This is a genomic window from Enterococcus sp. NBRC 3427, from assembly GCF_007996925.1.
Classification (GTDB): domain Bacteria; phylum Bacillota; class Bacilli; order Lactobacillales; family Enterococcaceae; genus Enterococcus_B; species Enterococcus_B lactis.
Map to the genome: position 1 here is coordinate 1 of NZ_BJLL01000026.1, position 25,251 is coordinate 25,251.

Annotated in this window: 23 protein-coding genes; 6 read left to right on the forward strand and 17 right to left on the reverse strand. The window is 37.5% G+C overall.

The window, feature by feature from the left end:
• Positions 1 to 307 precede the first annotated feature (307 nt).
• From ESP02_RS07345 to ESP02_RS07375, 6 genes are all read right to left on the reverse strand, one after another.
• Complete coding sequence (locus ESP02_RS07345; RefSeq protein WP_002327274.1) at positions 308 to 2,035, reverse strand: ABC transporter permease/substrate binding protein; 1,728 nt, start codon at positions 2,033 to 2,035, stop codon at positions 308 to 310.
• Entirely contained in the window at positions 2,028 to 3,221 is a 1,194-nt protein-coding gene (locus ESP02_RS07350) for a glycine betaine/L-proline ABC transporter ATP-binding protein (RefSeq protein ID WP_002374849.1), read from the reverse strand. Before ESP02_RS07350 ends, ESP02_RS07345 begins: the two co-directional genes overlap by 8 nt.
• A gap of 186 nt (positions 3,222 to 3,407) precedes the next feature.
• Positions 3,408 to 4,052, reverse strand: a complete 645-nt coding sequence (locus ESP02_RS07355) for a GntR family transcriptional regulator (protein ID WP_002287801.1) — start codon at positions 4,050 to 4,052, stop codon at positions 3,408 to 3,410.
• 93 nt (positions 4,053 to 4,145) lie between these two features.
• Positions 4,146 to 4,280 (reverse strand): hypothetical protein, encoded by a 135-nt coding sequence (locus tag ESP02_RS07365; RefSeq protein WP_002290587.1) that lies wholly within the window; start codon positions 4,278 to 4,280, stop codon positions 4,146 to 4,148.
• A gap of 1 nt (position 4,281) precedes the next feature.
• Entirely contained in the window at positions 4,282 to 6,414 is a 2,133-nt protein-coding gene (gene feoB, locus ESP02_RS07370; RefSeq protein ID WP_038399094.1) for a ferrous iron transport protein B, read from the reverse strand.
• Positions 6,411 to 6,884 carry a ferrous iron transport protein A gene (locus tag ESP02_RS07375; protein ID WP_025478530.1) on the reverse strand — a complete coding sequence of 158 codons (474 nt, stop codon included), beginning with the start codon at positions 6,882 to 6,884 and terminating at the stop codon, positions 6,411 to 6,413. Before ESP02_RS07375 ends, feoB begins: the two co-directional genes overlap by 4 nt.
• A gap of 401 nt (positions 6,885 to 7,285) precedes the next feature.
• Here ESP02_RS07375 and nrdH point away from each other — a divergent pair, with 401 nt between their 5' ends.
• The 3 genes from nrdH to nrdF all read left to right on the forward strand — a co-directional run bounded on the left by nrdH (position 7,286) and on the right by nrdF (position 10,843).
• Positions 7,286 to 7,510, forward strand: a complete 225-nt coding sequence (gene nrdH, locus ESP02_RS07380; RefSeq protein ID WP_002287795.1) for a glutaredoxin-like protein NrdH — start codon at positions 7,286 to 7,288, stop codon at positions 7,508 to 7,510.
• 158 nt (positions 7,511 to 7,668) lie between these two features.
• The gene (gene nrdE / locus ESP02_RS07385) at positions 7,669 to 9,828 is read left to right on the forward strand and encodes a class 1b ribonucleoside-diphosphate reductase subunit alpha (protein WP_002374859.1); all 2,160 of its coding nucleotides are present in this window, start codon (positions 7,669 to 7,671) and stop codon (positions 9,826 to 9,828) included.
• 49 nt (positions 9,829 to 9,877) lie between these two features.
• Positions 9,878 to 10,843 (forward strand): class 1b ribonucleoside-diphosphate reductase subunit beta, encoded by a 966-nt coding sequence (gene nrdF / locus ESP02_RS07390; RefSeq protein WP_002287792.1) that lies wholly within the window; start codon positions 9,878 to 9,880, stop codon positions 10,841 to 10,843.
• 45 nt (positions 10,844 to 10,888) lie between these two features.
• Here the strand turns inward: nrdF and ESP02_RS07395 are convergent, their stop codons facing one another.
• From ESP02_RS07395 to ESP02_RS07445, 11 genes are all read right to left on the reverse strand, one after another.
• Complete coding sequence (locus ESP02_RS07395; protein ID WP_002374860.1) at positions 10,889 to 13,306, reverse strand: polysaccharide lyase 8 family protein; 2,418 nt, start codon at positions 13,304 to 13,306, stop codon at positions 10,889 to 10,891.
• Between the two features lie 133 nt (positions 13,307 to 13,439).
• Positions 13,440 to 14,246, reverse strand: coding sequence for a PTS system mannose/fructose/sorbose family transporter subunit IID (locus ESP02_RS07400; protein WP_025478531.1), 807 nt, complete (start codon positions 14,244 to 14,246; stop codon positions 13,440 to 13,442).
• Entirely contained in the window at positions 14,233 to 15,030 is a 798-nt protein-coding gene (locus ESP02_RS07405; protein WP_002341162.1) for a PTS sugar transporter subunit IIC, read from the reverse strand. The genes ESP02_RS07400 and ESP02_RS07405 overlap by 14 nt, the downstream gene beginning before the upstream one ends.
• 23 nt (positions 15,031 to 15,053) lie before the next feature.
• On the reverse strand, positions 15,054 to 15,980 hold the full coding sequence (locus ESP02_RS07410) for a PTS mannose/fructose/sorbose transporter subunit IIAB (RefSeq protein WP_002374862.1): 927 nt from the start codon (positions 15,978 to 15,980) through the stop codon (positions 15,054 to 15,056).
• 212 nt (positions 15,981 to 16,192) lie between these two features.
• Complete coding sequence (gene alsE / locus ESP02_RS07415) at positions 16,193 to 16,882, reverse strand: D-allulose 6-phosphate 3-epimerase (protein WP_025478532.1); 690 nt, start codon at positions 16,880 to 16,882, stop codon at positions 16,193 to 16,195.
• A gap of 56 nt (positions 16,883 to 16,938) precedes the next feature.
• The gene (locus tag ESP02_RS07420) at positions 16,939 to 18,036 is read right to left on the reverse strand and encodes a PTS fructose transporter subunit IIC (RefSeq protein ID WP_025478533.1); all 1,098 of its coding nucleotides are present in this window, start codon (positions 18,034 to 18,036) and stop codon (positions 16,939 to 16,941) included.
• A gap of 19 nt (positions 18,037 to 18,055) precedes the next feature.
• Positions 18,056 to 18,376: a PTS fructose transporter subunit IIB gene (locus ESP02_RS07425; RefSeq protein WP_002315681.1), complete on the reverse strand. Its 321-nt coding sequence runs from the start codon at positions 18,374 to 18,376 to the stop codon at positions 18,056 to 18,058.
• 16 nt (positions 18,377 to 18,392) lie between these two features.
• The gene (locus ESP02_RS07430) at positions 18,393 to 18,845 is read right to left on the reverse strand and encodes a fructose PTS transporter subunit IIA (RefSeq protein WP_002290571.1); all 453 of its coding nucleotides are present in this window, start codon (positions 18,843 to 18,845) and stop codon (positions 18,393 to 18,395) included.
• Between the two features lie 15 nt (positions 18,846 to 18,860).
• Complete coding sequence (locus ESP02_RS07435) at positions 18,861 to 19,175, reverse strand: PTS fructose transporter subunit IIB (protein WP_038399099.1); 315 nt, start codon at positions 19,173 to 19,175, stop codon at positions 18,861 to 18,863.
• Between the two features lie 13 nt (positions 19,176 to 19,188).
• Positions 19,189 to 19,584 (reverse strand): PTS sugar transporter subunit IIA, encoded by a 396-nt coding sequence (locus ESP02_RS07440; protein WP_002374866.1) that lies wholly within the window; start codon positions 19,582 to 19,584, stop codon positions 19,189 to 19,191.
• Positions 19,574 to 21,058 carry a PRD domain-containing protein gene (locus ESP02_RS07445; RefSeq protein WP_038399100.1) on the reverse strand — a complete coding sequence of 495 codons (1,485 nt, stop codon included), beginning with the start codon at positions 21,056 to 21,058 and terminating at the stop codon, positions 19,574 to 19,576. The genes ESP02_RS07440 and ESP02_RS07445 overlap by 11 nt, the downstream gene beginning before the upstream one ends.
• A gap of 278 nt (positions 21,059 to 21,336) precedes the next feature.
• Between ESP02_RS07445 and ESP02_RS07450 the strand changes: the two genes are divergently transcribed.
• The 3 genes from ESP02_RS07450 (at position 21,337) to ESP02_RS07460 (ending at position 25,137) form a co-directional block, all read left to right on the forward strand.
• On the forward strand, positions 21,337 to 22,044 hold the full coding sequence (locus tag ESP02_RS07450) for a GntR family transcriptional regulator (RefSeq protein ID WP_002290565.1): 708 nt from the start codon (positions 21,337 to 21,339) through the stop codon (positions 22,042 to 22,044).
• A 126-nt stretch (positions 22,045 to 22,170) separates the two neighbouring features.
• Positions 22,171 to 23,334, forward strand: a complete 1,164-nt coding sequence (locus tag ESP02_RS07455) for a glycoside hydrolase family 88 protein (protein ID WP_002374868.1) — start codon at positions 22,171 to 22,173, stop codon at positions 23,332 to 23,334.
• 15 nt (positions 23,335 to 23,349) lie between these two features.
• Positions 23,350 to 25,137, forward strand: coding sequence for a beta-galactosidase family protein (locus tag ESP02_RS07460; RefSeq protein WP_002374869.1), 1,788 nt, complete (start codon positions 23,350 to 23,352; stop codon positions 25,135 to 25,137).
• The last annotated feature ends 114 nt before the right edge of the window (positions 25,138 to 25,251 follow it).

Genomic DNA, 25,251 nt, shown 5'->3' on the forward strand with positions numbered 1-25,251 from the left:
AAAATAATTCCTGAATAAGAATTTAATCACTTTTAAGTATATAAACTATGTATATTCTTTAATATTTTTTGAGAATGCACTTCGTACATAATAAACTTTAATCACATTAGTCTTTCATACCTACGATCAATCTCTTTGACTCGCACCCATAAATTCATAATAGTTTGTCGGCGTCTTTGGACGTTTCGAAGATGAGCTACGCATTCTCTTTTTTTATAGACAAAAAAGAGACAGACGAATATGGAGCTTCCAAAACTGGATTTTTGATCCAATTTTGGAAGCTCCATTTATTTTGTTTCCGTCTTTTTTATTTTTTCCAGCTTTCGACTAATTCTTGGTTCTCTTTGATCCAGTCTTTTGCTGCTTGCTGTGGATCTTTTCCATTGTTGATTTCCAACATAACTTTTTCCATATCTTTTTCTGACCAATGGAAATTGTCTAATACTTTGTAAGCTTCTGGCTGGTCTTCTTTCAATCCTTTTCGAACCATCGTATGGATCTGCTCTTCGCTTCCCATTCCGTTTTCAGGATCTTCTAAGTATTTCAGATCATATTTGGCAAACATCCAATGAGGTGTCCATCCTGTAACTACAATTGGTTCGTGTTTTTTGATCGCTTGACCTAGTGCAACGGTCATTGCTCCTGAAGAAGATGTCTCTACTTTCCAGTCTTTCAAGTTGTCATATTTTTGGATCGTGTTTTCAGCAGCCGTAACTACACCAGCTCCTGGCTCGATTCCTATGATTTTCTTACCTGCCTGATCGGTTAACTCATCGATCGAATTTACATCCATGTAGGCTGGCACTGCTAAACCAACTTTTGCTCCTGTCAAATTGGCACCTAGGTCTTCGACTTGATCTTTATATTGTGCATACTGTGAACCGTGAGTTTTAGGTAGCCAAGCTGAAACCATGGCATCTGACTCGCCATTTGAAACAGATTTCCACATGATTGAATTATCTAGCGGTGTCATCGTTACATCATAGCCCATTTGTTTCAATACTTCACCGACTACATTTGTTGAAGCAACTTCTGTATCCCATTCGACATAAGACAAGTTGATACGTTTTGTTTCTTTGGCAGAAGAAAAACTTCCTATACCAATCGCACCTAAGATCACTACTACTACAGCACCAATGATCAAACCTTGACGTTTTTTACTTTTTTGTGTTGCAGCTCCTGCAGCTTTTTTATTGTTTGGCTGATTCAAATGCTGCGTAAAACGGTCAATGATGATTGCTAAGATAACTAATGCAACCCCGTTGACAAATCCATTCCCGACTTGTGCTCTTTGTAAAGCGGACAATACTCCCCGTCCTAAGCCGGGTGCACCAATCATAGAGGCAATAACGACCATTGAAAGTGACAGCATCGTTGTTTGATTGATCCCTGCCATGATCGTACTTTTAGCTAAAGGCAATTCTAGTTTGAATAGTTTTTGACGACTTGTGCTCCCGAATGAATCAGAAGCTTCTACTAACTCTTTCGGTACTTGTCGAATCCCTAAATTCGTAAAACGAACGGTTGGTGGCAAAGCAAAGATGACTGAGGCAAATACCCCTGGCACCATCCCAATACCGAAAAATGCAACTGCTGGAATCAAATAAACGAATCCTGGCATCGTCTGCATAAAGTCAAGGATCGGCTTGATGATGCTTTGAGCTTTACTGCTTTTTGCCATCAAGATCCCTAACGGTACACCTATGATGATTGAGATCACACTAGATAAAAGAACAAGTGTGACAGTATTCATCAAGTCATTCCATAGACCTTGGTTATAAATAAACCATAGACCAATCAATGTGAACAACGTAAGTCCTGGACGTTTCTTAGAAATAAAGAAAGCTGCTATCGTCAATAACAAGATAAACAAAGGCGCTGGGATCACTAACAGTAAATTTGTAATCCCCGACATCACTGCCTGTCCGATCGTTTGTAAAAATGAAAATAGGCCAGAAAAAGTTGTCGTAAACCATTCTGTGATATTTTCTACCCAGTTTGCCACTGGTAATTGATAGTTTAATAGATTATTCATGTTCACTCACCTCGCTTGTTTCTGCTAATGCTTCAATCACACTACCTCGGATGACGACACCTTTTAATTTTCCATCCTCTACAACTGCAAGCGGAGTCGGTGAATCATAAATAATATTGAAAATATCACTTACAACCATGTCTTTTCCGATCACCATCACATTTTCATCTAAGAAGTCGATCAATGGACGTTTTTGCTTCCTAGCTTCTAACGCCTGATCTGCAGTAATGATTCCTTTCAGGTGTCTCTTTCGGTCAACAGCCATCAGCATGCTGACTTCTTCATTACGCATCCTTGTCAATGCGACATTTGGTCCATCAGATTCGATATTCGTCGTCAATGCAGGTACCATGATGTTTTGAGCAGTAAGCACTTTGGAACGATCGACTTCTTCCACAAATTCACGTACGTAATCATTTGCTGGATTGGTCAATATTTCTTCACCTGTTCCGATCTGCATGATTTCGCCGTCTTTCATTAATGCGATTCTGTCCCCAATCCGTAAAGCTTCATTCAAATCATGGGTAATGAAAATAATCGTTTTTTGAACATTGGCTTGCAGGTCCAGTAATTCGTCTTGCATTTCTCGTCGGATCAGCGGATCAAGAGCCGAGAACGCTTCGTCCATCAGCAAGATCTCAGGATCATTCGCTAAAGCTCTGGCTAAGCCGACCCGTTGCTGCATCCCACCAGATAACTGATTAGGATATTGGTCTTTAAATGAAAGCAGACTAGAATTTTCTAATGCTTTTTCTGCTTTTTCTTGTCGTTCTTCTTTAGGTACACCACGGACTTCTAACCCGTATTCTGTATTTTCCAAGATCGTTCGGTGTGGAAACAGACCGAAGTTTTGGAAAACCATATTGATTTTATGACGACGGACTTCTCGCAATTCTTCTTTACTTAACTTCGATACATCTTCTCCATCAATATAGATACTGCCCGAAGTTGGTTCGATCAGACGATTCAATAGACGGATCAATGTGGATTTCCCACTCCCGGAAAGCCCCATGATCACGAAGATTTCTCCTTCTTTTACGTCAAAATTCACGTCATACACACCAACCGTCGCACCGGTTTTCTTTAAAATCTCCGTTTTCGGCTGGTGATCATTCATCATATCTAAAGCGGCTTGTGTCTTTTTACCAAATATCTTTGTTAAATGTTTTACTTCTACTTTTACCAAACAAATTCTCCTTTTTTATGTAAATTCATTTTTCTTTCTGAAAAAAGTGACCACACTATGTTAACATCATGTAGTCACTTTGTCAAAAATGAAAGAAATTTGCTTGTCTAAACAGAAAAAAACTTGGTTAAATCTTTATAAATAAAAGGTTTAGCCAAGTTAATATTTTTATAATATTTCACACAATCATTCTGCAAGCTGATGTTCCGGGTAAAAAAAGTTTGTCATACGCTGTAGCGTATACTCATTTCCAATAAAATGAACGATATCCCCTGCCGTAAATTTAGCATAAGGTCCAGGTGAAACAAGTAGTTCTTCGTTATGAGAAATTGCGATAACTGTAGCACCAGTCGCCTGCCAGATATTCAACTCGCTAATCGAACGGTCCAGATGCATTGCTTTTTCTGATAAAGACAATTCAAACGGAAGTAACGGGTTCATCTTATGTATTCGCTTCGTTTGATTGACCAGCTGATCCAATAATTGAGAAAAATGATTCAGCTCATCTTGTTGCTTCTCCACACTCGCCATGATTTCTGCTTTTGTATCTTGGATAGATTGTACATCTTGATACTGCAATAGGAAATCTTTTGCTTTTTCTTTCGAGGCAACAAATGCCCCACTCCCATGCCGTACTTCCATGATCCCAAGATCTACCAGCACATTGATAGCCTTTCGGGTAGTCTCAGGAGAAGCATTGTACGTACTGGCAAGCGTTGAGCGAGCATGGATCTTCTCACCCACTTTATATCGGTTTTCAACGATACGTTCGGCTAAATCGACAGCAATCTGTTGATAGCGCGGGCGGACGATTTTTTTCTTTCCAGACATTTTCTTTCCTCTTTCTTTTTTTACTTTCCCTCATCTTACTATGCTCTAGCAAAATAAGCAAAAAAGGGGAGAACAGCCTCTTGCAACGACTGATCATCGCTTGATCTGTTCCTTTTTTACTGGGCAAGCTGTTTGACAGTCATCACAATTCTTTCCGGATTTTAAACGAGTATAGACAATCGCTCCTGCACTTCCAAAGATTAATACACTTAATAAGAACGTCGCCATCCTATTCCTCTCCTTCTAATGACAATATAGTATAAAACTGGTTCTTGGATTTTGGCTGACGGAACAAAACATAAACGAGACCTATCATCAGTAAAATAGCAAGATACGTCCCTAAGGCTACCTGTCCACCTTCCAATAAGTGTCCCAACTGATAGATCACAAAACTAACTAAATAAGCTAAACCGCATTGATAGCCTATGGCGATCCAAGTCCATTTCTTGGCATTCATTTCCCGATGGATAGCCCCAATTGCCGCAAAACAAGGCGCACAAAGTAAATTGAAGGCTAACAATGAATAAGCTGCTGCGGGAGTATATGTGTGTTGTAGCACTTGCCAGATTTCTCTGCCATTTTCGGATACTTCCGCATGTCCAAACAAAATCCCAAATGTGCCAATAATATTTTCTTTAGCAACTAATCCTGTAATCGCTGCGACAGTTCCTTGCCAATTCCCCCAACCAAGCGGCTGAAAAACAACAGCCAAGATTCGTCCGAAAAAGGCTAGGATACTTTGGTCTTCAGGAACAGGTTGAGCATAAAAATTATAAGAAGAGCTAAACCAGATCACGATACTAGAAACAAAGATAATCGTTCCTGCTTTTTTAACAAAAGACTTGCTGCGGTCATAGGTTTGTCTTAGGATCGTTGACCATTGAGGAAAATGATATGCAGGCAATTCCATGATAAACGGAGCTGTTTCTCCGGCAAACAAACGCGTTTTTTTCAAGCTGATTCCAGAGAAAATAATTGCAGTCATCCCAAGAAAATAGGCAGAAGGAGCTACCCAAGATTGGTGAGGAAAAAAGGCCCCTGCTACTAAGACAATAATCGGCAACTTTGCAGAACAAGGCATGAATGTCGTGACCATGATCGTCAACCGACGATCTTGCTCGTTTTCAATCGTGCGAGTAGCCATGACGCCTGGTACTCCACATCCCGTGGCAATCAGCATAGGAATAAAGGATTTTCCTGAAAGCCCGAATTTCCGGAAAAGTCGATCCATGACAAAAGCGATCCTCGCCATATATCCGCAGTCTTCTAGAAAGCTCAAGCATAAAAACAATACGATCAATTGCGGTAAAAATCCTAATACTGCTCCCACGCCTGCAATGATGCCGTTCAAGATCAGCTCCTGCATCCATCCAGCTACTTGCCATTCAGCTAACAGTCTGCCAACATGTTCTGGTAGCCACGTTCCAAACAATGTATCATTGATCCAATCTGTCCCCATTGTTCCTACTGTTTGAATAGCCAAGTAATAAATCAGCCACATCACAAATGCAAAGATTGGCAAGGCTAACCAACGATTCGTTGCAATCTGATCGATTTTGTCACTCATCGATAATTGGAAAGAATCATTTGACACGACAGATAGTGCACATAATTGGGTAATAAATTCATAACGTTCATTGACTAGAATCGTTTCACTATCGTCATCCAATAGTTTCTCTGTCAACTGGATCAGTTGTTCGATTTCTTTTTGCTGAGAAATTGTTATCTCATCATCCTCATTCACCTTCTGATCTCTTTCAAAATATTTCATTGCATACCAGCGTTTCTTGCTGCTTTTTTCTCCTAGTACATCTTCAATTTCATGTAAAGCTGCTTCTAAACGCGAATCGTATGTACAGGGAACAGGAATAGAGGGCCGTTTTTTTGCAGACTCCTGCATCTTTTCGATTAATTTTTCGATTCCTTGCTTTTTCAATATGCTGATTGGTAAAACTGGTACACCAAGACCATAGGAAAGCTTTTCTAGGTTGATTTTTTTTCCTTCTTTTTTGATGACATCCATCATATTCAGACCAATGATCATAGGAATGTCTAAATCTAATAACTGCGTAGTTAAATATAGATTCCGCTCTAAATTGGTAGCATCAATAATGTTGATGATCAGTTCAGGCTGTTCATGAACCAAATAATCTCTTGCAATCACTTCTTCGGGTGTATAAGGAGACAAAGAATAGATGCCAGGTAGGTCTTGAATATGAATGTTCGGATTTTTTTTCAACAATCCTTCTTTTTTTTCTACTGTTACGCCCGGCCAATTCCCTACATATTGATTCGAACCAGTCAAGAGATTGAACAAGCTCGTTTTTCCGCTGTTTGGATTTCCGACTAACGCGATATTCATTCGTTTTCCTCCCTTTGTACCAAGACTAATTCAGCCTCTGACTTTCGTAACGTCAATTCATATCCTCGCACTGTCAGTTCGATTGGATCTCCTAGAGGGGCTAGTTTTCGGATGACTATTTTTACATTTCGCGTCAATCCCATATCCATCAACCGCCGCTTCACTGCGCCTTGTCCGTGGATGGCTACGACGATCCCAGTCTCTCCTGCTTTTAATTGATCAAGAGAAGTCCAGCTTTCAGAGGAAGCAGTCTTTTTATTGACAAAGATCTGACTTAGTATTTCCCGACTTACTGCCACTCGATGACTTTTTACCAGTAAAATGGCATTGTTGCCTGATAAATTGACGACGACGATTTTACTTCCGGCAACGACCCCAATATTTTGCAAATGGCGTTTTGTTTTTTCTTCTGTTTCGATTCGTTCGACTTGATAAACGATGTTTTGCTTTGCCTGAGCTAAGGTCTGCATATTGATTCCTCTCTTGTGAAATAAATCATGTATTGAAATCATTCATTATATGTTCTAGTTTTCTTACGTATTACGCAAATAAATGAGAATCATTCTCACATAGAATACTCTCGGTAATTGAGAATGTCAATTACACTTGTGATATTATGAGCGATTCTTTATTATTGATAGATAAAAATGAGAAAAAAATATTTCTTCATAGTTTTCCACAATTTTTTCTCTATTAGATTTGCTATTTTCCCACACGATACTTGTTTTCAGCTCTTTTTTCAAAAACACAAAACTTAGTATTCCACAGTTTCCACAACACAATATGTAGTGTTTGTTGTTTGACTTTTTTACTAAGAGTTTTATACTATCTATTATAGATAATAAGAATGTGTTTAGAGGAGGCACTCATCATGAACGTAAAAATCTTTTCTAAAAATAATTGCATGCAATGCAAGATGGTCAAACGTTTTTTAACAGAAAATCAAATCGCTTTTGAAGAAGTCAATATCGATGAACAACCGGAAGCAGTAGACTGGTTGAAAGCACAAGGATTCCAAAGTGTTCCTGTCATTACTTCCGATGCAGAAACAGTTATCGGATTCCGTCCTGATCAGTTGCGTAAACTTGCCAGCTAACATGACTAAAAGAATCAAAACAAGATACATGGATTTGAAGGGCTTGAGACAGCACCAGTTTTTGTCGCAAACTTCCAAATCCTTTTTTAAAGCTTAAAAACAATGCAATGATTTGCAATCAAGCATCATCAAATACGAAATGAAGGTTGGGCGTACGTATGAGTCTTAAAAATTTACAAGATGTCAGTTATTTCAAGCTGAATAATGAAATCAATCGACCAGTCAATGGTCAAATCCCTTTGAATAAGGATAAAGAAGCTTTGGCTGCCTTTTTTGAAGAAAATGTCAAACCAAATACGATGACTTTTTCATCTATTATGGAAAAAATCAATTACTTGATCGATCAAGAATATATAGAAGCAGAATTCATCCAATTATATTCACCATCATTTATTGAAAAGCTATATCAATTTTTGGACGAACAACATTTTTCTTTCAAATCTTTTATGGCTGCTTACAAATTTTATTCTCAATATGCGTTGAAAACCAACGACGGTTCCGCTTATCTGGAAACTTATGAAGATCGAGTAGCCTTCAATGCGCTTTACTTTGCAAACGGGGATGAAGAATTAGCACTTGCTCTTGCAGATGAAATGATCCATCAACGTTATCAGCCAGCTACACCTTCTTTCTTGAATGCTGGACGTAAACGTCGGGGCGAATTGGTGTCTTGTTTCTTGACTCAAGTCACTGACGATATGAACTCTATCGGGCGCTCAATCAACTCTGCTTTGCAATTGTCCCGTATTGGTGGCGGCGTGGGGATTACTTTATCAAATCTTCGTGAAGCCGGCGCTCCTATCAAAGGATACGAGGGTGCTGCGAGTGGTGTCGTTCCAGTCATGAAATTATTCGAAGATAGTTTCAGCTATTCTAATCAATTAGGTCAGCGTCAAGGAGCTGGTGTGGTTTATTTGAATGTGTTCCATCCAGACATTATTGCTTTCCTTTCAGCAAAAAAAGAAAATGCAGATGAAAAGATTCGCGTAAAAACTCTTTCTCTTGGTGTGATCGTACCTGATAAATTTTATGAATTGACACGCAAAAACGAAGATATGTATTTATTTAGTCCGTATAGTGTCGAAAAAGAATATGGTGTCCCATTCTCTTATGTAGATATTACAGCTGAGTATGATCATCTAGTTGCAAATCCAAACATTCGCAAACAAAAAATCAAAGCGCGTGATCTTGAAAATGAAATCTCAAAATTACAACAAGAATCTGGCTATCCTTACGTAATCAATATTGATACAGCGAACCGCGAGAATCCAATCGACGGTAAGATTATCATGAGTAATTTATGTTCAGAGATTTTACAAGTTCAAACGCCTTCTGTGATCAACGGCAAACAGGAGTATGAAGTATTAGGAACAGATATCTCATGTAACTTAGGTTCGACAAATATCGTGAATTTGATGCAAAGCCCTAACTTTGGTCAATCTGTGCGTACGATGACTCGTGCATTGACATTTATTACAGATGCATCTGATATCGATGTCGTACCACCGATCCAAAACGGAAATAATCTGAATCATACGATTGGATTAGGTGCCATGGGTCTACACACTTATCTTGCAAAAGAACAAATGGAATATGGCTCAGAGGATTCATTAGACTTTACAAATATTTACTTCATGCTGTTGAATTATTGGACACTTGTTGAAAGCAACAATATCGCTCGTGAAAGAAAACAAGTTTTCCATAATTTTGAAAAATCAGCTTATGCTGATGGCACTTATTTCGAAAAATACGTAACTGGAGAATTCCAGCCAAAATCAGAAAAAGTCAAAGCATTATTTGAAGGGATTTTTATTCCAACTGCTGAAGATTGGAATGCCTTGAAACAAGCAGTAATGAAAGATGGGCTATATCACCAAAATCGCTTGGCAGTAGCACCAAATGGCTCAATTTCATATATCAATGATACGAGTGCAAGCATTCATCCTATCACTCGCATGATCGAAGAACGCCAAGAGAAGAAAATCGGTAAAATTTATTACCCAGCGCCTTATTTATCCAATGAGACGATTCCATATTACACTTCTGCTTATGATATGGACATGCGTAAAGTGATCGATGTTTATGCAACGGCACAACAACACGTCGATCAAGGCATGAGTTTGACTTTATTCATGCGTTCTGAAATCCCAGAAGGTATTTATGAATGGAAGACAACAACGAAGCAAACGACACGTGATTTGAATATTTTAAGACATTACGCTTTCCATAAAGGAATCAAATCCATTTATTATGTACGTACCTTTACTGATGATGCAGAAGAAATCGGAAGCAATCAATGTGAAAGCTGCGTGATCTAATATCATAGATAGATTCGCTTATTCATATTTTAATTAAAGGAGCATTCTCATGTCAGAAACATATTATGAAGCAATAAACTGGAATGAAATTGAAGATATCATTGATAAATCCACTTGGGAGAAGCTGACGGAGCAATTTTGGCTAGATACACGTATCCCACTTTCAAATGACCTAGATGATTGGCGCACATTGTCTCAATTGGAAAAAGATACAGTAGGACATGTATTCGGCGGTTTGACACTGCTGGATACTGTCCAATCTGAAAGCGGCATGGATCAGTTGCGTAAAGATGTCCGCACTCCCCATGAAGAAGCCGTTTTGAACAATATCCAATTCATGGAATCCGTTCATGCCAAAAGTTATTCTTCTATTTTTAGTACACTGAACACGAAAAAAGAAATCGAAGAAATTTTTGACTGGACGAATACGAATCCTTATCTGCAAAAAAAAGCTGAGCGTATCAATGAAATCTACAAACACGGTACACCGCTAGAAAAGAAAATTGCCAGCGTCTTTTTAGAAACATTCTTGTTCTATTCAGGTTTTTATACTCCTCTTTATTATTTAGGAAACAACAAATTGGCAAACGTAGCAGAGATCATCAAACTAATCATCCGAGATGAATCGGTACATGGAACCTACATCGGTTACAAATTCCAATTAGGTTTCAACGAATTGCCTGAAGCAGAACAAGAAACGTTGAAAGACTGGATGTACAATCTTCTTTATGAGCTTTATGAAAACGAAGAACGTTATACAGAAGAATTATACGATCCAATCGGTTGGACAGAAGAAGTCAAAACATTCCTACGCTATAATGCCAACAAAGCATTGATGAACCTAGGGATGGATCCACTCTTCCCAGATACTGCCAATGATGTCAACCCAATCGTAATGAACGGGATTTCAACAGGCACAAGCAACCATGACTTCTTCTCACAAGTCGGAAACGGCTATTTGTTAGGTCATGTAGAAGCGATGAAAGATGACGATTATTTGATTGGATTGGAATAAGGAAAAAAATTACGCACAAGAATAGAATATTCTTGTGCGCTTTTTTTATTCCACGACAATTTGTTTTTGTGTATCCGATGTTTGCGAAAAATCAATAGTAAAGCGACCCATCTGCTCATCATAGGTAATTCCTTCACTCATGCTTCGAATAGCTTCAAAATCATTTGGTAATTCAATCGTTATTTTCGTCTTTGTATGAGCAAGATCAGCAAACGTATAACTTTTTTCTTGTTCGTTTATTTTCTTTAATACAGAAAGTGGTTTATCTGTTTTTAATCCATCTAATTCTCCACCAGTATTATCCCAAAAATTGATACCCAAATAACCGGATTCTTTTACTTTTACTGCTTGAATTTTTGGAGTATTTTGAAGAATAGTAACTGGTTCTTTTTCTGCATATTCTTTCAATCCTTTTTCGTTCACTCCTGGTAATATCACATATGCATAAGCTTCATTGATTGGATGTTTTCCATGATTGATCAAAAACTTCCGATAACTTCCATGATAAACTTCATCACTAGGAAATGATTCATTGATTTCCCTATAAGTACCTTGCCGTTCTTCACTCATCACTTTTACTGTTTCTTTCTCAGGAAAATAATAACCGATCGATGTTTCTGGTTGACTTGATTGTAACAATAACCATTCTTTTTCACTTTGTTCGGTTGGCTGGGTAACTTCTCCTGTTTCTGTTACAACTTTATAAGTAAACTGATCGTTTAATAAACGATTATCTATAATCGTTTCAATCGACGCATTTGTGTTACCGGTAATTCCCGAACCAAGCGCAATCAATTGATCGTCAAGCACAAACCACGATTTTTTCCCTTTGACATCCATTGGCAAAACTGTCCCATTATTCTTTGTTCCAGTTTTATTTAGAGCCATACCTACCACTGCCTGACCTTCATTTGATACACCGCCAACGGCTTTCTCATTTGATCGCACAGTCGTAAAAGAAGAGATTTCATCTTTTAAAGGGACTGTATCGACCGTTGTTCCTGGCAATCGATAAGGATCGACAGTCGGCCAATAGCTTTTACCGAATTGTACATCATCCTCATTATATAAGTAGACCATCCCATCCGATGTATGCCAGCCACGTTTGTTTTCTTTATTTCCTGCTTCAAAAGAAGAGATACGGTTCGAATACATACTGATTCCTACCATATACTTACTGGTACGCTGAACAAAACGATCCATTTTATGATACATTTTTGTCCCTATGAATGGTAAATCCTTCCCTAAAATCGTCTGGTCTTCTAATAAGGATAGTGTCATGACCAGATCATTATAATCTCTTACATTCGTTATATAATACGAAGGGTTCAATTGCATCCAATATTTGACTGCTTCTTTTAGTTCCTTTTGCTTATCTTCTGGTGCAAATTTTGAAACAATCAATAAATTATACATCGTTGAAGACCCGTATCCTACCTTCGTCTTTGAAGGCGCACGTGAAATAGCGCGTCCATTCACCATGGGAAGCATTTCACCTTGGTAAATCAAAGGAATAAAGGCCTTCTCTACATTTTCTACGAAAGCGTGAATGTCATCAGAAGCTGCTGTATAAGAAGTCCCATCCACAATCGTAAAAATCTGTCCGACTCCTTTGATTAGTACATTCCCGTAAGAACCTGTATAAGGAATATCATTATGCTGGATAAAGGAACCATCTGCGTAAAACCCATCTCCACTTGTCACGAGTTGAAAAACATCTTTGAGCCCATTCACTGCTTGATGGATTTTTGTGGCATCTTTTTGTAAAATACCTACTCCTAAAACAGTCAATGATAAGTCTGTTCGATTGGCACCAGTCGTTGAAAAGTTAGGGATAAATGCAAGGTCTACGAATGAATCTTGTGGTTTAGTATATAATTGCTGGAATGGATCAGGTACATATTGATTTAAAATAGCTGTATATTGTTGGATTTTTTCACTGGATAGCTCTTGGTGCAACAGTAGAAGGATATTCACAAATTTTTGTGGGATACCAATTTGCCAATCCCACCAATTTCCATAATACTTTTTCCCATCATATCCTTTTTTGGTAATCATAAAATCGATTCCCTCTTTAATTGCTGCAGCAACCTCTGGCTGTTGATAAAGTGTTGTCCCTTTTGTTTTATAGGCATAAGTAAGTTTCTGGAGTTTCGTAAATTGTGTCGTCAAATCTGCTGAAGAAGTATTTCCCGATTCAAGTGGCCATAGATAGGTCCGGTCAGGTGATTGATCCAATGTTTGATATAAATTTCCCGCTTTTTTTGATAACGTTTCTATATATGCTCTTAATGACTCATTTTCCGGACTTTCTTTTTCAAAGACAAGTTGACTTTTCCATCGTTCTTCCATCTTTTGAAATTCATCTTCCTCGGCAAAGGTTGATATACTCATTCCAAATAAACTAATTAAACTAAGCATACTCATCAAAAGAATCCTTTTACCCAAACCTTTTTTCTCCATCTTTGCTCCCTCTTTCTCATCAGATTGTATGAATATACAGAGGCTAAAATCACATTTATCTTAGTGAATGAGAAAACCGCTTAGCCTCTACTTTTTGGACAAATGTGTGAACGGACGTATCTCACTTTTCCTTTTAAGCTAAAATACCAACCGCACTTAATGCAATGGAAAGAATCAAAATGATCCAGATTACTCGTGTGGAATTTAATTTCTTTTGTCCCAACATCCAATAAGTTAATAAAACAAGTAACACTGGAACAAGAGAGGGTAAAATAGCGTCTAATGTATCTTGGATAACTAATTCCACACCATCTTTTTTATAAACAAATGGGACCGTTGCCTTTACCACGGAAGGAATCAAAGCACCAATTACCGTGACACCTAAAACTGTTGCGGCATTAGTGAATGCAGATAATTTGTTTTTCAAAGTTGTGACAAGTTTGACTCCTTGTTTGTATCCTAATGGTAATAACGCAGCCCGTCCAAATAATAAAGCGATATTCGCGATGACCCAAATCACACACCCAACAATTGAGCCGCTTTGAGCTAATGTTCCTGCAATCGAGCCAAAAATCGTTCCCCAAATCACATGGAATAATGAATCACCTACGCCAGCAAGAGAACCCATTAAAGCTGTTTTTAAGGCAATGATTGTGTCTTTTGCTTTGTAACCATCTTCTTCTTCGATTGCCACATCAATCCCCATGATTAAATTTCCGAAAATCGCGTTGGTATTGAAGAATTGATTATGTGTACGCATCATATCCTGTAATTGTGATTCGTCATTACCATAGAATTTTTTCAATACTGGTAATATCCCATATAAATAGCCAGAACTCATCATTCGTTCATAGTTCCAGTTCAGCTGACTTCCTAAAATATAGCGCCAACTAATCGCATTCAGCTCTTGTTTTGTTAATTTCTGGTTATTCATCCCCATCATATCCTCCTTCAAATGTTCCATTATTTGTGGCTGTCACTGTCGGATGTTCTGCTTTTTCACTATCTTTTTTAAATACAATAATTGCAGCAATCACACCGACGATTGAGATACCAAGCATTGGCACTTGTAAATAAGCGGCTAAAAAGAAACCCAATAGTAAATAAGGAATATATTGTTTTGTTGGAAGGTAATGCAACAAGATTCCCACACCAACGACTGGTAACACCCCACCAGCAGTTTTTAGTCCATTCATCAACCATTCTGGTGTATTTTCTGTGATCGTTGAAACAGCAGCATCACCGACTAAAAGCATCAATAAAATCGGAATGGCTCGTGATAATCCCCAAAGAAAAGAGCCAGATAAGACTAATCGCGGTATACGATTGATTTTCATATCATCAATTGCTCTATCTACACGATGCAAGAGATAAACATTACAAAAGCGAGCGACTACATCAAGTTGCAACATCAATAAAGATACTGGAACAGCCAATCCTATACCATACTCTGCACCTTTCCCAGAGATAACCGCAAATACTGTTCCCAAGACGGCTCCTGTGAAATAATCAGGAACTGATGCCCCACCGAAAGCCGCAATCCCTAGTCTCATTAGTTGCAATGTACCTCCAACCATCAATCCTGTTTTTAAGTCTCCCATGATCATTCCTGAAATCATACCTGCGATGGCTGGTTGTGTTAATGTATTTGAAATAAGCGAATCATTGATTGCAATAAAAGCATAAACCGTAATAAGAATAATTTGATACGCTGCTAAGTGCATACTTTCTTCCTCCTCATTTTTGTTTAATTTCTCAGTTTATCCATGAAGTCAATAACTGGATCATTTGGTACCAATTGAGCGGTTACATTTATATCCATTGCTGCAATTGATTCGAACACATCAATTTCTTCTTCTAATACTTTGATACTTTTGGTTATGTCTTTTGACCCCTCTTTATAACTCATATTTCCAACATTTACGTGTGTTAGCTTTCCTCCAGCTTTCAAATAACGTAAGACATCTGTTGGATTTTTGAATACTAGGAATAGACGCTGTTTTCCATACTTTCCTGAACGTATATTTTTCGCAGCAGATTCAACCGACAAAACTGAAAGTCTCATCGATGTAGGCGCTGCCATTCTTAAGGAAGATTTTTGTAACGAATCTGCTGCTGCTTCATCGTTGATCACAATGATTCGCTGTGTGTGCAAACTGGGCGCCCAGATGCCCGCAACTTGTCCATGAATCAAACGCTCGTCTATCCTGACATTCACGATATTTTCTTTTCCTTTATATGCCTCATACAATTGGCTATTATCCATTGGTAGGCTTGGTTCTTTTTCGATTTCTGTTTGTTCCATTTTTTGCTTCACATCAACAATGCCAGTTGTTGCTGCTTGGATCAATTCTTTTACCGTAGCAGTTGAATTCAACGTTGCTTCTATGACTAATGGTAAAGACATCCCTGCAATAATTTCTACATTTTCTGATTCTAGATAGTTGCTTAATGCTACATTACATGGCGTACCACCTAAAAGATCTGCAATAATCAAGGATGAGCCGTTAAGGGCTTTCATTTTTTTTAATAATTCTTTTTCGAATTGCCGATTGTCCCCATCAGGCGTCAACGCAACGACATGAACATGATCTTGCTTTCCGACGATCATTTCTAGACTTGCCTTGACGCCTTCAGCCATACTGCCATGACTAATCAATATAATATTCTGCATCACTTTTCCTCCCCAAAAATAAAATCTTACTTAACATATTATCTTTTGTACAAGCACACTATAACATAGTTTATCCCATTCGTAAACCTAACATCTTAACATATTATGTTTTTTTATTTCTGTACAATTATCTAAAAAGGATCAGCATACAAAAAAGGTGAGAGGCAAAAGTAGCTCTTAAACTTTTGCCTCTCACCTTTTTAACTATTTCCTTACTCTATACTTTTTCCAGTTGTTTCCTCATAGTCTCTTTTCATGATGGCCCATGATGTCTCAATGTCTTCGTCTAAACCAAATAATCCACTACGGCCGATGATATAGATATCTGGTCCGGCATGATCAATTCGCTTAAATGATTTTCGATTCGAAGATCCGTCCATTTCGATCAAATAATGATATCCCTTTTCTTGACGAAGTTTTCTTAAATCAACGATTTTATCTAATGTGCTTTCGATGAAGCGCTGTCCAGCAAAACCGGGGTCGACTGTCATGATGGTGATTTTATCCACTAAATCAATATAAGGGAAGATGGTTTCAATAGGTGTTTCAGGATTTAATACGACTCCTGCTTTTAACCCTGCAGCATGGATCTGATCGATCAATCGAAAGGCTAGCCCGTCTAAACATTCGACATGCATACAAATCCATTCGCATTTTTGTGAAATCAATTGATTCACCCAAAAACTTTGGTCTGTGACCATTAAATGGGCAGACATTGGCAATTGACTGATTTTTCGTACTTCCTCAATGAACCATGGAGACAATGTCAGATTAGGTACATAATGTCCATCCATGATATCGATATGATAAGAATCGACATGCTGATTCAAAAACTCAATTTGTTCTTTAAATTTATCTAGATCCATCGTCATTAAAGACGGTGAGAACAAAACTTTACTCATATATAAGACTCCTTTATTTAAAAATCAATGATTGAATCCCCGACTAAATGAAGGACTTAGAAAATCTGAATGTCTCCCAAGTCAATATCTTCTTCTTCCTTTTCCACTACGGATTCGACTTCTTTCCCCACATCTTTTTTGATAATTGCCAAAACAACGGCTGTCACAAGAACATTCACTAAGATTGCTATCACGCCTGCCCAAGGTCTGGACATCGTCGGAATCATCAATACACCGCCAAAGGGTACTGTTGCATCGGCGCCTAGGATCATTGTCGTTGCACCACCAGCAAATCCGCCAATAGCCGTAGCAACCACACCTCGGACGATATCATTCATCACTAGTGGGATCACACCTTCGACAATATTGATCACACCCATTGGAACAGCTGATTTCAATGTTTCGACTTCCACTTTTGTATAGATGTTTTTCCGAAATATTTTTGCAACAAAGTAAGCTAATCCAAAACCGATAGGCGTCGCCGTATTCACCAATTGGAGGGCTGTAATTGGCCCATTGATTCCTTCTGCTTGCATTGTGAGAACAAAGGCAAAAACCGTTTTGTTAATTGGTCCACCATAATCAACGCCACTTAGTAAGCCGATCACACCGCCAAAAATCAATAAGGACGAATTACCTAATCCATCTAAGAAATTCGTAAGAAAAGACGTAAACAAGGCAACAGGGGTTCCAATGATATAGACCATGATTAACCCACCTAGGATGGAAGCAACAAATGGAATAATCAATGTTGGCATCAGTCCTTTTGCCCAATTTGGGACTTTCACATGGTTTAAAATAGCTAACACGAGAAATCCAGAAAGATAGCCACCTAATATCCCCCCAATAAAACCAGCCCCAATAGCATTCGCTGTCAATCCGATGATGAACCCTGGAGCAATCCCTGGTTTTGCTGCAATAGAATAAGAAATCCCCGTTGCAATGACAACAGGAAGTAACCCTAAACCAGCGCCTCCCATTGTTGCTAAAGCATCAAAAAAAGAAAATTCACCTTGTACCAGTGTTCCTTGACTTGTTCCACCGAACGCCATCCCGATAGCAATCAAGAACCCTGCTCCACAAACGATTGGAATCAAATAAGAAATTGCTGTCAATAAATGTCCCTTTAAATTTAACTTTTTTATCTTTTCCATCTTTTTTCCCTCCTTATGATCAAACAAGTTGTTTTTCAATTATTTCTTGTGCTTTTTCGATCAGTTTATTGGGTGACTTTACGGCTATTTCAGTGGGGACTTGAATGATACGTTTTCCTTCAAATCGTTCTCTGCCGCTTATTTTCACATCAATTGCCAGAATCACAAGATCTGCTTCTTTTATTTGCTCTGGGGTTAATTCATTCTCGATTCCAATCGTTCCTTGCGTTTCGATGTGCATCTCGTGTCCTGCTTTTTTGGCTGCATTTTCTAATTTTTCTTGTGCAATATACGTATGGGCAATCCCAACTGTACATGCGGCTACTCCTATGATCTTCATGTTTTCTTCCTCCTTTTTATGATGCAAATGCTGCGATGACCTCTTTTGTCTCTTTTGCTTTAATCAATTGCTCAACAACTTCATCATTTCCTAGTTTCCTTGCAAATAAAGATAACAACTTCAAGTGAGTTTTAGCCCCTTCATTATCATTACCCACAGCAAACAAAATAATTCCTTTTACCCCTTTACCATCTAATGTTTCCCAAGGGATTTCTCGAGCTGTCACTCCAATTGCTACCCCGATCTTTTTGACAGATGCACTTTTTCCATGAGGAATTGCAATGTAGTTCCCAATACCTGTCTGCCCTTCTTTCTCACGAGCATATATATCTTTCATAAATTCTTTTACATCGGTGATATACGCATTTTCCAACAATATAGTTGCTAATTCTTCAAGTACTTCTTCTTTTGTCGTTCCTGCTAAGTTTGTTTTGATCGTATTCGGATCGATGATGTTTGTTACTTCCATGGCATTTCCACTCCTTCACGCTTGTTTTACGACTTCAACGCCTTTTTCGATTAGTTTATTGGGTGATTTGATGGCGATTTCTGTCGGTACTTGAATGATACGTTTTCCTTCAAATCGTTCTCTGCCACTTATTTTTACATCAATTGCCAGAATCACGAGATCTGCTTCTTTTATTTGTTCTGGGGTTAATTCATTTTCGATACCAATCGTTCCTTGCGTTTCGATGTGCATCTCGTATCCTGCTTTTTTGGCTGCATTTTCTAATTTTTCTTGTGCAATATACGTATGGGCAATCCCAACTGTACATGCGGCTACACCTACAATTTTCATCTTTTGTCTCTCCTTATTTTCTTTTCTTTAATGTTTGAATAAATCTTTCGTCCGCTAAACATCTCATGAAATTCGCTATTTTCTTCTTTTTTTCCGTAGTTTCGTTTGGCGAAAGCAATACAAAAAGAATCAAATCGACTTGTTCGATTGCTTCGTTCCATTGAATACTGGTTTTTTGGGGATACAAAATGATGATTTTTGATTCAGTGATCAACTCATGTTCAATATGAGGAAGAATGATCCCCTCTTCGATTTGAATATTTCCATTTTGTTCACGCATAAGAAAAGCTTCCATCAATATACTTATTTTCTCTTCTTCTCCAGGATAAAGTGAACTTGCTAACCAATGATATGTCTCTCGTTGAGAAGTAACGGATACTTCGATTCTTTCGATGAACTCATCTTTCATTATAGATTTCCCCAATCTTTTTCTGGATTCGTGATTGATCATCTGCTGTTAGCATCGCACTAACAAGTAATGTATGGACTCCTAATCGTGAGTGGATTCCAACAGTTGTCAAAATCAATTCGATGTTCGGATTTTTTTCTAAAGCCGTACGATAGTTTTTTGTCGCAATGACATCTACTATATTTAAATCTGGAAATTTTTTGATGATTTTTGCTTTCAGCAATTCAGAAGTTCCAATACCTGTCATACACATAATCAAAGTTTGAATCGGTAATTGTTGTGTTTCTAACATCCGTGCGAAATACAACGTTATGAAGCCAATCTCATCTGCATTGATTAGAGGTAATTTGAAGTGCTGACTGACTTCTTTAGATACTTCAGACACACTGTTATAGATTTTTTCATAGGTCAGCTGAATTTGGTCCAACAAGCCATTTTTTACGTGGATACGGTTTTTTAAGCGATTGATCATTGGTTTGATATGATTGGCTAGATCAATAAAAATACTTTCATTTGTCACTTTCATATTGATTCGTTTTCCTACTTCTGTTAAATAGTAAGTAGTGATTTTTTCTACCTCTTCTGGAAATTTTTTTATTTCTTTTGTTGTTTTTTCCATTCTTGAGGAAACTAGATACTGATAGAGATAGTAAGATTCATTCACAGATAACGAAGTTGTAAGATATTTTTCAACATTTTGTATAACGATTTCGGCCGTTTTTTTAATTTGGTCATCTTTTTCAAAGAATTCAATTTGTTCCGTGGTTAGTTCCTCTTCTCTGGCGGGAGCACTCCTTTTCCTTGAGCGACTGATCAAGATATACAGATGTGAAAAAATATTGACATTGTAAGGATAAGGAAGTCCACCTTCTAATATTTTTTCGATTAGCTTTAATTGATCTGAAACGAACAAGACATCGTAACGATTGAAGTTGAACGTTTTCGAAGCATTTATTTCATCGATATCAAGGATATTCATGCGCCAAATAACTTCTGCAAGCCCTCTACGTATATCTTCTTCTAAACCTTTGATGGCTAATGTCCGATTTTTTCGAATCAATTGAAGATCAAACTTCCTCAACTTTTGTGCGATACTTTTCTCATCATTGGAAATTGCCGAATCACCCACCTCGTAGGCATTAAAAAGCTCAGATATCCTGATTGCTCTTGGTGAAGACAGTAAAAGTTCCTCAATTACACGATTCTGACGTTCATTTGGCGATAGACTAATTGATAGATTATTTGTTTCTTTGTTTCGTTCAATAAATTTTTCGTAGTCTAATTTATACCCTTTCCCCTTTTCTGATAAAATCAAGTAACCATTTTGAAATTCTGTATTTATTTTTTTTACTAAGCGGTAGACCGTTTTAGTCGAGGTATCTAATAAATCAGCTAATTCTTCTGAAGTCATGTAATGATTTTGTTTTGACAATAGTAGTACTAATTTATTTTCTCGATTCATTTGACTAGTCATGATCCTTCCCCCTTTGCATCTTTATCATAACCATTTTTACTCCATCTGTTTCACTGAAATTTGTCCATTGCATCAGACATTTTTGTATCCGCTTTCTAAAGTGTGATGTTTTATCCCAATTTTACTTCTATTATTTTTATAAAGTTCCACTAAATTCATCTACCGTCATAATTTTATTTACTTCTGCAATAGCAGACTTCATGGGTTTTAATTGATTTGGATATGTTAACATGTTATCCTATTAGATAATGATGATGAAAGAAAGGAAGACTTCTAGTATGATTCCTAAATACGAGCAAATCAAGCAAGACTTACTTGAAGAAATCAAAAACCACCACTTTATTCCTGGTGATAAATTTTACTCAGAAGCAGATATCAAACGGAAATATTCTGTTAGTTCAATTACTGCAGTCAAGGCTCTCAATGAACTAACTGCTGCAGGCTATCTCTATCGTATCCAAGGAAAAGGAACATTCGTTTCAAAATCAAAAGTTTCTCAAAGTGTGAAATTCTCTGATATCGAACTACATTCTTTAGATAAAGAAAAAGTTAAAGTACTCTCGATTGAGGAAGAAAATGAAATGGATATTTTGAAGGAATTGGGCTTACCAGCAAATGCTTCTTACTATAAAATTAAACGTGTTCGTTTCTTTGAAGACACACCCTTTTTGGTCCACATCACTCACTTACCAAAAAAATTAGTGAAAGAACCAATAGCAAAAGATATTTCTGTCTATTCAAGTATATACGAAAAAGTTCGTAAAGATTTTGGGATTGATCTTTTTTCCCTTGCTTCTGTGGAAACAAATGAAATTGTTTTCCCAGAGCATGCAGAACTACTTAATCTATTGAATCTAAGTTTCCGAGAACCTGTTGTACAACAAATCAAACACTCTTACTTAGCAGATCAAAGTGTGGCAGAATATATCATCAGTTATAAACATTGGAAATATTTTAAAACAAAAATTGAAGTGGAAGCGGAATAGCTTTCACTTTTTTGTTTGCTCTCATCTAATAAACTTTTTTAAATCCTCTTGAATACTCGCTTTTTTTTTCTAAATACGTTATACTACTTTTAAGTTAATATGTTAACATTTTAAGAGGAGGTAGCTATGAATATTCAACAAAAAAAGGAAATGTTGATTGAATTGGGAACATTTGTAGATAAAAATTGGTTGGATGAACAATTTGAATGGTGCATGATGCGTATCAAAAAAAATATGGTTCGTTTCGGGTTAGATTTCCCTTCAGCTTGTGCAACAAACGGAAAATATCGAATCAAAAAAAATGATGATTGGACAAATGGTTTTTGGACGGGAATGCTTTGGTTATCTTATGAATGGACAAAAGAAGAGAAATTTCTAGTACGTGCAATGGAAAATATCCATAGCTTTCAAAAACGCTTAGACCAACACTTCGTCCTTGATCATCATGATATCGGTTTTCTTTATAGTTTATCCGCTGGAGCCGGGTATAAAGTCGTGGATAGTCAGTTGTGTAAAGAATCGCTCTTACAAGCTGCAAATATTTTAGTGGCAAGATTTCAGAACAAAGGGAATTTTATTCAAGCTTGGGGAGCATCCGGTGATCCTCTCGAATACCGTTTGATTATTGATTCTTTGATCAACCTTCCTTTGTTGTTCCAAGCATGTACGCTTTCTAATGACCCACATTATAAAGAAGTGGCTTTCAAGCATTACCAGACATTGTTGCATACCGTGATTCGTGAAGATGCCACGACTTTCCATACCTATTACTTTGACTCAAACACAGGAGTTCCAACACATGGTGCAACGCATCAAGGTCATAGTGACGAGTCGATCTGGGCTAGAGGGCAAAGTTGGGCGATTTTAGGGATTCCACTAAACGAGCGATACTTGCATTCTGTTCCTTTTCCGTTGAACTACAAAGCAATCGTCGATGTTTTCTTAGAACATTTACCTCAAGATCTTGTACCTTACTGGGATTTTGATTTCAATGATGATTTTCCATCAGATAAAGACAGTTCTTCTCTAGCGATTGCTGCATGTGGATTATTAGAAGCAGAAAAAATGGAAGCGTATCCTGAAGCAAAAGAAATAGCAAAAGGAATGATTTATCAATTAGGAACACACTATACTGCTAAAAATGATCCAGAAAATGAAGGAATTCTTTTACATGGCGTTTATGCTCATGCGGAAGGAAAAGGAGTCGATGAGCCAAATCTATGGGGCGACTACTTTTATTTAGAAGCGCTTATGCGTTTAGCAAAACCTGAATGGAACACTTACTGGTAAGGAGAATGAATAGACATGCAAACATTTAAAATAAAAGACGAATTTTTAGTCGACGGTATTCCTACAAAAATCATTAGTGGGGCAATCCATTATTTCAGAATACCCCCTTCTCAATGGGAGCACAGTTTATATAATTTAAAAGCACTAGGAGCAAATACGGTTGAAACTTATATTCCGTGGAATCTTCACGAACCACAAGAAGGTTCCTTTGATTTTTCCGGATTCAAAGATGTCGTTCAATTTGTAAAAATTGCACAAGAATTAGACTTGATGGTAATTTTACGTCCTTGCGCCTACATTTGCGCTGAATGGGAATTTGGTGGATTACCTGCTTGGTTATTGAAAGAACCTAATATAAGAGTACGTTCCACCGATCCTCGATTTATGGAAAAATTGAAAAATTATTATCAAGTACTTCTACCAAAACTTGCACCTCTTCAGATCACACAAGGTGGTCCAGTCATCATGATGCAGCTCGAAAATGAATACGGTTCTTACGGAATGGAAAAATCTTATTTACGCCAAACAAAAGAATTGATGCTTGCACATTCGATTGATGTTCCTTTATTTACCTCCGATGGTGCTTGGCTAGAGGTGTTAGATGCTGGTACATTAATTGATGAAGACATTTTTGTGACTGGTAATTTTGGAAGCCACTCAAAAGAAAATGCGCAGGTCTTAAAAGAATTTATGCAGAATCATCAAAAAAATTGGCCGATCATGTGTATGGAGTATTGGGATGGATGGTTTAATCGATGGGGAGAACCTATCATTACGCGTGATCCCGAAGAATTAGCAACTGAAGTAAAAGAGATGTTAGAAATTGGTTCCTTGAATCTTTATATGTTCCACGGGGGAACAAATTTTGGTTTTTATAATGGGTGTTCTGCTCGAGGCAATACAGATCTTCCGCAAATCACAAGCTATGATTACGATGCACTATTAAACGAAGCTGGACAACCTACTGAGAAATATTATGCAGTTCAACGGATCATCAAAGAAGTTTGTCCATCTGTTTGGCAAGCAGAGCCCCGAACAAAAACGTTAAAAAATCTAGGGACTTATCCGGTAAATAGAAGCGTTTCTCTATTTCATATAAAAGAACAGATCTGTGAAGAAATCAAAACAGATTACCCTTTGACAATGGAACAAGCAAGCAATGGCTACGGCTATTTATTATATTCACTTACCTTAAAAAATTACGGACATAAAAATAAACTACGTTTAATCGAAACAAACGATCGTGCACAAATATATATTGACGGCAAATACGATCAAACGCAAACACAAGAAACACTAGGTGATGAAATGATGATTGAAGGACAAAAAAATCAGCCCACTATCGCATTAGATGTTCTAGTTGAGAATTTAGGAAGAGTCAATTACGGTGCAAAATTGAATAGTCCCTCCCAATCAAAAGGGATTCGCAATGGTGTCATGCAAGATATCCATTTCCATCTTGGATACCGCCATTACCCGTTGACTTTCGAACAAGCTCAACTAGATAAAATCGACTATTCCGCTGGCAAAGACCCATCACAGCCTTCTTTTTATCAATTTGAATTTGATCTTGCTGAAGAAGCAGATACTTATATCGATTGTTCTTTATATGGTAAGGGAGTCGTCATCGTCAACGGATTCAATCTCGGGAGGTACTGGAATCATGGGCCTGTTTTATCACTATATTGTCCAAAAGATGTACTAAAAAAAGGCAGAAATGAAGTGGTTATTTTTGAAACAGAAGGTATATCGATTGATACATTGATTTTTTCAGATCAACCAATAAAAAAAGATTTGTCATGAACGATCCAAAATAATCATCCTGTAAATTAGCTTATACAAAAAGGGAGTCCTACGAAAATCATTGTTCGATTTTCAAAACGGATTCCCTTTTATAGTGAATAGCTTTTCTATCAT

What these genes read in the sequence shown, in the direction of transcription:
- ESP02_RS07345 (WP_002327274.1), bottom strand. Translation starts at nt 2,035, where the DNA reads ATGAATAATCTATTAAACTATCAATTACCAGTGGCAAACTGGGTAGAA.
- ESP02_RS07355 (WP_002287801.1), bottom strand. Translation starts at nt 4,052, where the DNA reads ATGTCTGGAAAGAAAAAAATCGTCCGCCCGCGCTATCAACAGATTGCT.
- ESP02_RS07365 (WP_002290587.1), bottom strand. Translation starts at nt 4,280, where the DNA reads ATGGCGACGTTCTTATTAAGTGTATTAATCTTTGGAAGTGCAGGAGCG.
- feoB (WP_038399094.1), bottom strand. Translation starts at nt 6,414, where the DNA reads ATGAATATCGCGTTAGTCGGAAATCCAAACAGCGGAAAAACGAGCTTG.
- ESP02_RS07375 (WP_025478530.1), bottom strand. Translation starts at nt 6,884, where the DNA reads ATGCAGACCTTAGCTCAGGCAAAGCAAAACATCGTTTATCAAGTCGAA.
- nrdH (WP_002287795.1), top strand. Translation starts at nt 7,286, where the DNA reads ATGAACGTAAAAATCTTTTCTAAAAATAATTGCATGCAATGCAAGATG.
- nrdE (WP_002374859.1), top strand. Translation starts at nt 7,669, where the DNA reads ATGAGTCTTAAAAATTTACAAGATGTCAGTTATTTCAAGCTGAATAAT.
- nrdF (WP_002287792.1), top strand. Translation starts at nt 9,878, where the DNA reads ATGTCAGAAACATATTATGAAGCAATAAACTGGAATGAAATTGAAGAT.
- ESP02_RS07395 (WP_002374860.1), bottom strand. Translation starts at nt 13,306, where the DNA reads ATGGAGAAAAAAGGTTTGGGTAAAAGGATTCTTTTGATGAGTATGCTT.
- ESP02_RS07400 (WP_025478531.1), bottom strand. Translation starts at nt 14,246, where the DNA reads ATGGGGATGAATAACCAGAAATTAACAAAACAAGAGCTGAATGCGATT.
- ESP02_RS07405 (WP_002341162.1), bottom strand. Translation starts at nt 15,030, where the DNA reads ATGCACTTAGCAGCGTATCAAATTATTCTTATTACGGTTTATGCTTTT.
- ESP02_RS07410 (WP_002374862.1), bottom strand. Translation starts at nt 15,980, where the DNA reads ATGCAGAATATTATATTGATTAGTCATGGCAGTATGGCTGAAGGCGTC.
- alsE (WP_025478532.1), bottom strand. Translation starts at nt 16,882, where the DNA reads ATGAGTAAAGTTTTGTTCTCACCGTCTTTAATGACGATGGATCTAGAT.
- ESP02_RS07420 (WP_025478533.1), bottom strand. Translation starts at nt 18,036, where the DNA reads ATGGAAAAGATAAAAAAGTTAAATTTAAAGGGACATTTATTGACAGCA.
- ESP02_RS07425 (WP_002315681.1), bottom strand. Translation starts at nt 18,376, where the DNA reads ATGAAGATCATAGGAGTAGCCGCATGTACAGTTGGGATTGCCCATACG.
- ESP02_RS07430 (WP_002290571.1), bottom strand. Translation starts at nt 18,845, where the DNA reads ATGGAAGTAACAAACATCATCGATCCGAATACGATCAAAACAAACTTA.
- ESP02_RS07435 (WP_038399099.1), bottom strand. Translation starts at nt 19,175, where the DNA reads ATGAAAATTGTAGGTGTAGCCGCATGTACAGTTGGGATTGCCCATACG.
- ESP02_RS07440 (WP_002374866.1), bottom strand. Translation starts at nt 19,584, where the DNA reads ATGAAAGATGAGTTCATCGAAAGAATCGAAGTATCCGTTACTTCTCAA.
- ESP02_RS07445 (WP_038399100.1), bottom strand. Translation starts at nt 21,058, where the DNA reads ATGACTAGTCAAATGAATCGAGAAAATAAATTAGTACTACTATTGTCA.
- ESP02_RS07450 (WP_002290565.1), top strand. Translation starts at nt 21,337, where the DNA reads ATGATTCCTAAATACGAGCAAATCAAGCAAGACTTACTTGAAGAAATC.
- ESP02_RS07455 (WP_002374868.1), top strand. Translation starts at nt 22,171, where the DNA reads ATGAATATTCAACAAAAAAAGGAAATGTTGATTGAATTGGGAACATTT.
- ESP02_RS07460 (WP_002374869.1), top strand. Translation starts at nt 23,350, where the DNA reads ATGCAAACATTTAAAATAAAAGACGAATTTTTAGTCGACGGTATTCCT.